Raw genomic sequence first — 10,734 nt, forward strand, 5'->3', positions numbered from 1 at the left:
CTTCGCCCTTCCCTCGAAGGAGCTGGCTGCACACGCCCTGCAGGTGGCGAGAAACGTTTTGTCTGGGCTTCGACTTCTTCGCAGCGTTCCAATCTCCTCCTGGCGGACTGCACCGATGTCCGTATGGCGTCCCGGCGAACCGCAACTCGTAAAGATGAATGTGGTGCCAGAACAGCAGCATCAACGGCCCTGCAAAGTTGAGCACCCCGACGATCAAAATTAAGTTCAGCAGATTTTCATTACCCTGGAGAACTGCGATCAGGATAACGTAAGGGATGGAGACGAGTCCGAGAATAAGATTTCCGAGAAAGAACAACCGATCCGCCCTATGGCGCTTCCCAAACCATTGACGAAAACCGAGATGCTTAGATTGCTGGTCCAGGCGGCCCCAAACCCGGTCCAATCGTTCGAGTCGCCTCCGAGCGAGGCTACGTTCGCGAGCCGACACCGTGCGCCAGTCGCGCCTTGTTAGCTCGTAAAGGCTCTGCCATACCCTGGCGGCGAGCCAGGCACCGTGAGGTCGGCGGAGGGTTTCAATACCTCCCTCCCGTATACCACAAGCATGCCAACAGCGAGCGCAATGTACAAGAATACTTGAGAAGGGCGTGGGTGATCATCGATCAAGAGGTTCACCCGAATACATGCGGTTACTGCGCCAAATAGTGCGGCCAACGGCGTGACAATCATTTGCATGATGTCGTTGTTTGATGCTGAGCGCAGAGTGTGCTGAAAAGCCTGAACTGGCTTGCGGATCAACCACATGAACAGTGCCATTAGCGTGCCAGCACACAAAGCAATCATATCGACAGCCAGCATCATCGCAATCATTGAGCCATTGTTGCAGCTTGCCGCCAACCCGACGACCACTGCGCAACCGTAAGCCACACGTCGATTCGCCTTCCATCAGGAGACGACGTCAACCCGAAAGCGGGACGAGGATACTGCGGTACAAGATGCACCACTTGCGCGCGGACCCGGCCATCGGAGCGGGCAACCAGCTCCTCGATCTTGTCCGCGAACTCGCCGGTCGGGCGAGCCCGGTGCTGCCGCTCCTGCAGAGAAGAATCGAGTGGTTGCCGCCGAGGTCTCAATGGACATGGCGAGACGTCGCAAACCGTGGCTGCGCGCAGCGTCGTTGATCACCGCTCAGCGCGTACGGATCAACGACGCTGCCACGATCATTTGGTGTCGACGGTGAGGGTGGTAGCGCAGTCTGCCGCCTGCTTCGTCAATGCATTCCAGGGCGCTGTGTCCAGCCCCAGGGTGTCGAGCAGGTAGGCCGAGGCGGCGCCCGCGACGAGGGCGACGCGGGCGGGGTCCTCGTCGGTGGTCTCCTTGACGGCTTCCCCGGCGAGTCCGCCCAGGGTGTGCTCGCCGTCGGCGATGCCGAGCAGCCTTTTCGGGGCGGGGCTGAGGTGAAAGGCGTCGGTGAACCAGTCGGGTCCGCGGGTGGACATGGCCGACTGGTCCTTGCCGCCGGCAATCACTAATGCGGGAGTGGTCATGCTGGTGTAGTCCGGGCGCATGAACGGAAGGTGTTCCACCGCGAAGGGGGTCAGGCTGTCGCCGGTGCCGGTGGCGGCGATGAGCGCGCCGGCCTTGACCGCGGGGTGGGCGAAGCTCTCACCCGGGGTGCCGGCGGCGTCGAGGACGCGGGCGCCGAGCAGAGCGCCGGCGGTTTGCGCGCCCCAGGAATGTCCGACGACCGCGACGCTGTGCTGGTCCACGCGGACGGGCAGTCCGCTGACCTGGTCAAGGATGTCGCCCAGGCAGTCCAGGATCGCGTGCAGGTCGGCGATGCGGACGCGCCAGATGCCGGCGAAGCGGGGGTCGTCGAAACCGATGCGGTGCCGGCGGGAGTCGAGATGGGTGGGCTGCACGACGACGAACCCGGCGGCCGCCCACCGCTCCACCAGGGGCGCATAGCCGTCCATGGACCAGGCGTTGCCGTGGGAGAAGACGATGACGGGCAGTCGGTCGCCGTTGGCCGGCGCGGTGACCTTGACCTGCAGCGGAACGCGGCGGTCGGTGGTGGGCACGGTGAGCGGCTTGACCGAGACGATCTGTCGAGCGATCTGGTCAGCAGGCATGAGGGTCTCCACGAGAGGGTCGGGTGTTTGCTAACTTTGACGGAACACTGTTCCGTCAAAGTTAGCGGAACAGTGTTCCGCGAACAAGGAGGATGGGTTGTCCGACACACTCGGCGTACGCCAGGAAGGCGCCCGCCGCAGCCGCGAAGCGATCCTGTCCGCGGCCGCCGCGGCCTTCGTCGAGCAGGGCGTGCAGGCCCCCGTCCGTGACATCGCCGGCCGCGCGGCTGTCGGAGTCGGCACGGTCTACCGGCATTTCCCGACCCGGGCAGACCTGGTCACCGCCGTCTACCGCCACCAGGTCGACGACTGCACCGCTCTGGCCGCGCACCTGCGGGAGCAGCGGATTCCGGCCGTCGACGCCCTGGACCGGTGGGTCGCGGCCTTTGTGGACTTCCTGGTCACCAAGCATGGCCTGAGCGTCGCCCTGGGCTCGGCCGACCCGAGCCTGACCAGCCTGCACGCGTTGATCCAGGACGAACTCGTCCCCGCCTGCGCGACGCTGCTGACGGCGAGCCAGCAGGCCGGGGAGATCGACCGGCAGCTCACCCCGTACACGCTGCTGCGAGCCATCGGCAACCTGTGCATCCTGGGGCAGGACTACGACAGGGACGACGCCAAGCGAATGGTCACCCGCCTGCTGGCCGGCTGCCGCAGCGCCACGCCTCGGTCTTGAGGCAGCTGTTTGTGGCCGCGGCAACCTTCGCACCGCCGCGGCCACAAACGTTCTGGTACTTGTTCAGCTCATGCTGGCTTCTCTCAGCGTGCGGGCTTTCGCGAGTTCGGCAATGGCCGACGGGTCACCCATTGCGGTGGTGGCCTTCGGTGGCTTTGGGGCGCTGCCGAGAGCACCGCTCATCGCCTTAGCGCCGGATGGTCGTTGCGGAGTCACGCAGGGGGACTTCTCGGATTCGGCGACGCCGTTGACCGCGCTGACGCAGAATTCGTAGTTCCAGGTGCCGGGATAGAGGAACGCGATGCTGTGGGTGGTCCCGTCCACAATGATCTCTGAGGAGGTCGGCGCGGGGTTGTCGCTGCTGCCGCCGTTGACGTTACGAACCCACACGTGGTAACCCGCTGCCTGGCTCGCTCCGGTCCAGCTCATCTGCACGGTGGTGGGGTCGGTGCTGACCACGGCGAGGTTGGCGGGTGTGCCGGGGGTGCCGGCGCCGATGAGGACCGGGCGGGCCACCCGGGGCAGGCCGCCGCCGACGCCGTTCCAGGTGGCGACTGCGACGATGTAGTGGTGGCCGGGTATCAAGCCGTCGATGTGGGTGGACAGGCCGCGGACTCCGACGCTGTTGAGGAAGGCCCCTGGCGTGTCCTTGTCGTAGACCATTGCCTGATACCGGTCGATCGTCTGGGTGTGCGGGCCGGTGGCGGGTTTCCAGGAGATGTCGACGCCGGTTGCTGTGGCGCGGGTGACGATGTCGGTCGGTCCGAGAGCGGTTTCGGGCCGGGAGATCGCGCTGACCAGCGGTGACCAGGCCGAACGTACTCCTTCGCCGTTGTTGGTGCGGACCTGGTATTCCCAGGTCAGCCCGTCCACGGTCCACGTGGTGTCGTAGCGGTTGGCGCCGACGCGCCACTCGTTCCAGCTTCCGCCGGAGACGCGGGAGCGTATGTCGTAGCCGTAGGCGCCGAAGACCGCGTCCCAGGTGACGGTGACACCGAGCGGGCTGGAGGCGGCCTTGACGTTGGCGGGCACCGGGGTGGGCCGTCCGGGAACCGAGTTGGGGACGGAAGGTGCCTGCGCACCCAGCCTCCACTTCTCGTGGAGCGTTTTCCCGAAGGCGCCGGCGATCTGATGTTCGCCCAGAGCGTTCGGGTGCAGGCCGTCGTAGCCGCCCGGGCAGGCATCGGGTCCGCAGTCGTAGGCCTTGCGCCAGTCGACGAGTTCGATCCGGGAAGCAGTAGTGCTCCAGGACGGAATCGCTCGGACGAGCATGTCGTTGTACGAGTTGGTGTTGTCGATGAGGTCTTGCCGATTGTCGATTCTGGTGCGCTGGGGAACGTTCGCCAGCGCGAGGTCGACGTCGGGCTTGGCGGCGCGTGCCTCGTCGACGAGTGTCTTGATGCTGTCCAGGGTGCCTTGTGCCCCGCTGACGAACCATCCCATGTCGTTGAAGCCCAGCCCGACCAGGAGCAGGTCGGGTTGATAGGTGGACACCGCCTGTCGGATCTGTGTCTTGACCTGCGCGGCCTGTCTGCCCCACACGGCGAAGTGGTCGCTGTCGAAGGTGATCCCGGGGGCATACGCTCCCGCGGTGGGCGGGTTCGCGGCCGAGGGAGCGCCGGTGTCTGGTGAGGTCGTCAGCGCCGGTGGCTCGGGCGGTGCGGGGGCGTCGGGGGGTCGGGTGCCATGGTGCGGGCCGACGAAGTCGACGGTGATGTTGTTGGCGCGGAACCACTGCGACAGGCGGTACCGCCAGGTGTAGTCGCCTTCGTATCCCTGGGACATCGAGTCGCCGACGACCATTACCTTCAGGGCTTGGTTTCCGGGGGTACCGGTGTCGGGGTGTGAGGATCCGTTGTCGACCCACCGCTCGAAGTGCCACAGATAGGGGTCGGGGCTAGTGATCAGACCGGCGCCGATTTGCCGTTCGGCGGGCCGAAGGCTTTCGTTGCTGCCGGGAATCTTGATCTGGCCGTCGGCGAATTCCCACTGGGCGGTGTCGATGTCCGGCCGGCAGGGCGTTTCGGTCACGTTCTTGCTTGCTCCTGGCCGGTACCGGGTGACACACCAGTCGTCGTCCATGGCGATGATGTACCGGCCGGGTGCGGTGCTGAAGAGCACCCTGACGACCTCGGTCTCCTTGCGCTCTGCCTTCTGCAGCGACGGCGGACCCGGCACCGCACCGTGGGAGGCGTATTCGTTCGCCAGCACACCGGTGGACAACTCGTACGAAAAGAAGCGGTACTCCTCGCCGGGAACCGGCTGGGTGTAGCAGCCGGCGGCGGCGCGGCGGGCTGCGGGTCGGCAGTCGGGGTTCAGGGCATACCGCACGTAGAAGTGATCCGAGTTGAGTCCTCGACGTCGCGCCAGCACGGTGTTGTTGTCACCGGTGTTGGTGTAGCTGAAATCGAGTTCTGCGCCGCCTTGGTGGGTGGGTGCGTCGGCGGCGACGATGTGGTTCTGCAGGTTCGCTGGCATGCGTCCGGGATTCTGGTTGAAGTCGGCAAGGACCATCCAGTTCGCGCCAGGGTCGTTGGCTGCGATGAACTGTCGCGCCGTTTCGATGATGTCGGCGGCGTCGTTGGCGCTGTTTTCGCCGTTAGCGCGCGCATGGGCGTTGAAGTACCAGTCCTGCCCGAATTGCACGCCCATCATGGGCCGGGAGTTGAACCTGCCGCCGACGGTGAGCTGCACCGCGTTGCGGGCGGTCTCCTCCGAGATGATCGCCAAGCCGTTGCGCTGCTGTCCTGTGTCGGCCCAGTAGATGTTCACGATTCTCGGGCGGGAATTGGTCCTGATACTCCATATATGTTCCGTGACGCCGGGGGTCGGGAAAACCCGGTCTGACCAGTGAGAGTTAGGTGGCGGTGCGCTGCCGGCCTCCTGCAAAGACGCCACCTGGACACCTTCGTCGAGCAGCTGCTGAATGCCGGTTTCCCAGCGCGACTCGGGAATACCGCCAGTCCCGTCGCGCTGGCCCTGCATGTTCCAGGAAGCAGTCACCCGATCAGTCGGCTCCGACGCCGACGCCGGAGAAGGCGTGGACACGGTGAACCCCAGCGCGATCGTCAGACAAAGGCTGAGCATGCCGGCTGCGGGCTTTCGGAAGCGGTCTGTGCTGCGGGCAGTCACCGGGGAACTCTGCGCGCTACGGGAGGTCTCTGGCGGGAGTGTGAGGAGAACGGAAGATCGTGATGCACGCACATTGCCCTCTGGATTCGACGGAAATTCTTGGTGACGAGGAGCTGATCGCGACGGTCAACTCGAGGGCAGGTGCTGGCCCAGGAAACGCAACATGAGGTCGGCGACGTCGACGAGTGCGGTTTCCAGAAGGAAATGGCCGCCATCGACAAGGTGGACCTGCGCGTAATGCAGGTCCACGGTGAAGGCCTGGGCGCCTGCTGGCGCGAAGATGCGGTCGCCGCGACCCCAGACCGCCAGGAGTGGCACCTGTGTTGCCCGGAAGTAGTCGTGGACGCGGGGGTAGAGCGGTGGGTTGGTGGCGTAATCCGCGAACAGCTGGAGCTGCACGGCGTCGTTGCCCGGCCGCGACACGAGCTGGTAGTCATGCCACCAGACGGTGGGGTCGATCAGGGTTTCGTCGGGTGCTCCGGTGACGTATTGCCACCGGATCGCGTCCAGGGTGAGAGCCGCGCGTACCCCTGCCTCGGTGTGGGGGTTGCGGTCCGCGTGCAGGTCCCAGATCGGTTGCCAGAATTCGGGGACGAACCCGGCGTCGTAGGCGTTGCCGTTCTGGGTGATGATCGCGGTGATCGCGTCGGGACGTCGTAAGGCCAGCCGCCAGCCGATCGGGGCGCCGTAATCCTGCACGTAGATCGCGTAGCGGTCGACGTTGAGCTGGGCGAGCAGTCTCTCGGTCAAGTCGGTGAGTGCGTCGAAGGTGTAGGTGAATTCGCCGGCGGGTGGGGCGTCGGACAGTCCGAAACCGAGGTGGTCCGGTGCGATCACGTGGTAGTCAGCGGCAAGCAGCGGAATCAGGTCACGGAACATGTGTGAGCTGGTCGGATAGCCGTGCAGCAGTACCAGTGTCGGCCGGCCGGGGTCTCCGGCTTCTCGGTAGAACAGGCGCCGGCCGTCGACGACGGCGTATCGATGGTGCGTATCGGGCATGCGAGGTCTCCGTGCTGTGATGAAAGCTGAGCGGTCTGCCGTTGCCCCGGTCAGAGGCGCAGCGGAGCATGGCGAGCACCGGTGCCGGTACCGGTGCCCGCGAGGATGGTGGGATCTGGAGTGGACGGCAGTGGGAGAACACGGGCGGACCCGGCGGCGGATGACCTCCGCACGGTCGGCGCGCTTGTTCTGTCGGCACCCCGCGGCGTTGCCCACGGACAATCAGGGTTCGGTGAGGAAGGTGAGCAGAGCCGCGTTGACCTCTTCGGCGTGGGTCCAGAGCAGGCCGTGCGGTGCGCCGTCGATCTCGACGTACCTGGCGTCCGGAACGAGCGCGGCGAAGCGCCGTCCGGTGACGTCGATCGGCAGGATCCGGTCGCCGCTGCCGTGCAGAATCAGCGTGGGCAGGCCGGCTGCCCGGACCGCTTCGACGTCGTCGCGGAAGTCCTCGAGCCAGGCCGGCACGACCGCGTACGCCGCGGCCGGGGCGCTGCGCGTCGCCGTGTTCCAGTTCGCCTGCACGGCTTCCTCCGAGATGCGCTTGCCGAGCGTCTCGTCGAGGTTGTAGAAGTCGCGGAAGAACGTCGAGAACCAGGCGTAACGATCGTCTGTCGCCTGTGCGGTGATGCCGTCGAAAACGTCCTGCGGTACGCCTTCCGGGTTGTCGTCGGCGCGCAACAGGAAGGGTTCCAAGGAAGCGAGAAACGCCAGCTTGGCCACGCGGTCCGCGCCGTATCGGCGCACATAGCGGGCGAGTTCACCGGTGCCCATCGAGAAGCCGACCAGCACGACGTCGCGCAGGTCGAGGTGATCCAGTAGTTCGTCGAGGTCGGAGGCGAACGTATCGTAGTCGTAGCCGCCCGCGACCTTCGACGATTGGCCGAAGCCCCGCCGGTCGTAGGTGACGACCCGGAATCCGGCGTCGAGCAGAGCCCGCCGCTGCTTCTCCCAGCTGTCACCGTCGAGGGGGTAGCCGTGGATGAGCACGACCGGGTCCCCGGAGCCCTGGTCCTCGTAATGCAGGACGACGTCGGTGGAATTCTGGCGGTCAACAGAGACGTGTCCCACGATGATGACCCTTCCGCTCTAGAGACATTCGACAACGGAGTTGGCGGGCAGGCGAACGACAAACCCCGAGCGCCATTCAGCCGCACCTGGCATCTCCTCAGGAAACGCTACGTCTCGATACGGATGATCGTCTTCATCCCGCAGCGGTATCCGCTCTACCCCCCTGGGGGTAGACCGGACCTGTGGGTCAGGTGTTCGCCACGATCAAGCCGCTTTCGTACGCCACCACAACGGCTTGCGCACGACTGGACAGATCCAGTTTCGCCATCAGACGCTTGACGTGCGTCTTGACCGTGGCCTCGCTGAGCACCAGCCGTTCGGCGATCTGCTGATTACTCAGCCCGTTGCCGACCAGCCGCAGCACCTCGGTCTCCCGCGGCGTCAACACGTCGAGCCGGCGGTGTCGCGCCAGGGTGGTGCGGTGATGCCGGGAGAAGGTCTCCACCAGCCGGTGCGTGATCCGGGCGGAGATCAGCATCTCTCCCGCGGCGACGGTGTGGATGGCGGCGACGATCCGTTCGGGTGGGGTGTCCTTGAGGAGGAAGCCGGAAGCGCCTTCCCCGATCGCGGTGTACACGTACTCGTCGAGGTCGAAGGTGGTGAGGATCAAGATCCGGGGTGCCGGTTCTCGGCCCGCTGCAAGGATCTGGCGGGTCGCTTGGATGCCGTCCAGCTCGGGCATCCGGATGTCCATGAGGATGACGTCCGGCACGGTGCTCTCCGACAGACGGACCGCTTCGGCGCCGTCGGCGGCTTCACCGGCTACCTCGAGACCGGGGGCTGCCCGGCACAACGCGGTAAGACCGCCCCGGATCAAGGGCTGATCGTCGACGATCAGTACGCGGCTCGTCATCGCAGCTCGTTCAGGGGCAGGCGCAGCAGCACGGTGAAGCCTCCTTGTGGCGTCGGGCCGGCGGTCAGCACTCCGCCGTACAGTTCGGCGCGTTCCCGCATGCCGCGGATGCCGTGTGACGTCGCGGTCGCTGCCCGGTGCTCGGGGCGGCCGTCGTCAGAGATCTTGACCGTCACCGCGTGTTCGCCGAAGACGATGTCGACAGTCACCGAGGCCTTTCCCGCGTGCTTGAGTACGTTGGTGAGTGATTCCTGCACTACCCGATAGACGCATAGGTCGGCGCCGGGCGCGAGGCCGCTGACGGGGCCGCTCACCTCGAAGGTCACGGTCAGCCCGGCCGCCCGCATCCGCCGGATCAGTGATTCCACCTCGTGCAGACCAGGTTGGGGCCGGTAGGTGGGATCACCGGGCTGGTTGAGGCGCAGCACGTCGAGCAGGCGGCGCATCTCGGCCAGCGCATCGCGGCTTGCGTCGGCGACTGTGCTGATTGCAGCCTTGGCGGTCCGGGTGTCGTCGTCCAGCACGTACTCGGCCACGCCGGCCTGCAGGGAGATCACGGTCATGTGATGCGCGACGACATCGTGCAGTTCACGGGCGATACGCACCCGCTCGTCGGCTACCGCACGTTCGGCGCGCGCCCCGATACGCTGCTCGCGCTGGCCCCACCGGCGGGTGCTGTTACCGAGCATCCACGCACCCAGAACCACGAGAATCGCCTGGGCGGACTGCGACCACAGCAGTCCGGGTGTCGACGACGAGGCGACGACCACCGGGATCAGCGTCGTCACGAACATGACGGCGGCAACTTCCCGCGTCCGCAAGGTGGCCACGGTGAACATCGCGATGAGCATCCCGACACCCCCATTCGGGTAGTCGCCGAAGCCGAACAGGCCGTAGACCGACAAACTCGCGACGATGACGCTCATCGTCGACAACGGAAACTGCTGCCGGCACGCCAGAGGCGCGACGGTCAGCACGGCCGCCACACTCACCCCGAGCCGCACGTGACCATCGCTGTTGCCGACCACGGTGGCAAGGGTCAGGACGGACAGCCCGCTGGCCAGCAGCACATCGGCGATCGGCGGCTTCGCAATCCTCCACGGAGGCGTCCACATACCGGACGTCAACGCCCTTGTCATTCGCACTGTCAGCACTCCCGGGATGGCGCCGAGGTGCCGGCCGATGCCCTCCATGCAGAGTCGGGAAAGCCCGTGTTCGGCTGAAGCCCGACATCTCCGCGCCACCGGCCCGCTAACCCTCGCCCTGATGTCGGGTGGCAATCTACAGTGCGGCGCAAACGATGGCCCATCCCCAACTTGAGGCAGTCTTTGCGAGCCCTTCGTGGGGATGCACGGCTTCGGTTACCCCGCTGCAGCCGAATCTTTTAATCCTTAGGTTCGGGGTTCGAGTCCCCGGCGACCCACCAAGACTGAGCAGGGAATATGGCCGAACTTGCACACCGGGCGGTAGCCGCCACGGCGAACCTGCTACGTGCCCATGCACGGGTGCGGTTCAATCTCGGCGCGGCGTCGCAGGCATGACAACCTGAGCTGAGCTGAGCGACGCGGATTTATTCCCAGGGCGACCCGCTCCCCGGCGGAATGGCTCTGATTGACCTTCAAGATCGGTGTTTGACTTGATGGAGTTCGAAGCTGGTTGCGGCCTTATTGGCGCGTGAAGGTGGCCCATATGTGTTTGGTGGGTGGGGTGATGTACCAGCCCATGTCTGCGGAAAATGAGCGGGTGAGGGTGAGGCCGCGACCGCCGATGTCGGTCTGCTGCGCGGTGGTGGGGATCGGGATGGTGTCGGGGGCGTGGTCTGTGACGTCGAGGAGGAAGAGGTCACCGGTTTTCGATAGGCGAATCTCTGTGGGTGCCAGGCCGTGCCGGATGGCGTTGGTCGCCAGTTCGGTGGC

Annotated in this window: 9 protein-coding genes; 1 reads left to right on the forward strand and 8 read right to left on the reverse strand. The window is 65.7% G+C overall.

Translation table 11 applies throughout. From position 1 onward, the window contains the following. Nucleotides 1-468: 468 nt before the first annotated feature. Nucleotides 469-867: a hypothetical protein gene (locus ACIA1L_RS31870; RefSeq protein WP_396076765.1), complete on the reverse strand. Its 399-nt coding sequence runs from the start codon at nucleotides 865-867 to the stop codon at nucleotides 469-471. Nucleotides 868-1,178: 311 nt separating this feature from the next. Beyond that, complete coding sequence (locus ACIA1L_RS31875; protein WP_396076766.1) at nucleotides 1,179-2,090, reverse strand: alpha/beta hydrolase family protein; 912 nt, start codon at nucleotides 2,088-2,090, stop codon at nucleotides 1,179-1,181. A 97-nt stretch (nucleotides 2,091-2,187) separates the two neighbouring features. Here ACIA1L_RS31875 and ACIA1L_RS31880 point away from each other — a divergent pair, with 97 nt between their 5' ends. Next, entirely contained in the window at nucleotides 2,188-2,766 is a 579-nt protein-coding gene (locus ACIA1L_RS31880; protein WP_396076767.1) for a TetR/AcrR family transcriptional regulator, read from the forward strand. A gap of 63 nt (nucleotides 2,767-2,829) precedes the next feature. On the opposite strand, the gene ACIA1L_RS31885 is transcribed toward ACIA1L_RS31880, so the two are convergent. The 6 genes from ACIA1L_RS31885 to ACIA1L_RS31910 form a co-directional block, all read right to left on the reverse strand. After that, nucleotides 2,830-5,898, reverse strand: a complete 3,069-nt coding sequence (locus ACIA1L_RS31885; protein WP_396076768.1) for a fibronectin type III domain-containing protein — start codon at nucleotides 5,896-5,898, stop codon at nucleotides 2,830-2,832. A gap of 126 nt (nucleotides 5,899-6,024) precedes the next feature. After that, nucleotides 6,025-6,897, reverse strand: coding sequence for an alpha/beta fold hydrolase (locus ACIA1L_RS31890; RefSeq protein ID WP_396076769.1), 873 nt, complete (start codon nucleotides 6,895-6,897; stop codon nucleotides 6,025-6,027). 222 nt (nucleotides 6,898-7,119) lie between these two features. Then, on the reverse strand, nucleotides 7,120-7,965 hold the full coding sequence (locus tag ACIA1L_RS31895) for an alpha/beta fold hydrolase (protein WP_396076770.1): 846 nt from the start codon (nucleotides 7,963-7,965) through the stop codon (nucleotides 7,120-7,122). Nucleotides 7,966-8,152: 187 nt separating this feature from the next. Continuing rightward, nucleotides 8,153-8,818 carry a response regulator gene (locus tag ACIA1L_RS31900; RefSeq protein ID WP_396076771.1) on the reverse strand — a complete coding sequence of 222 codons (666 nt, stop codon included), beginning with the start codon at nucleotides 8,816-8,818 and terminating at the stop codon, nucleotides 8,153-8,155. Continuing rightward, complete coding sequence (locus ACIA1L_RS31905) at nucleotides 8,815-10,098, reverse strand: sensor histidine kinase (protein ID WP_396076772.1); 1,284 nt, start codon at nucleotides 10,096-10,098, stop codon at nucleotides 8,815-8,817. The genes ACIA1L_RS31900 and ACIA1L_RS31905 overlap by 4 nt, the downstream gene beginning before the upstream one ends. Nucleotides 10,099-10,482: 384 nt before the next feature. Further along, nucleotides 10,483-10,734 (reverse strand): ATP-binding protein (locus ACIA1L_RS31910; protein WP_396076773.1); only part of this gene is annotated, 252 nt, incomplete at its 5' end.

This window comes from Actinoplanes sp. NPDC051859 (assembly GCF_044452725.1).
Taxonomy (GTDB): domain Bacteria; phylum Actinomycetota; class Actinomycetes; order Mycobacteriales; family Micromonosporaceae; genus Actinoplanes.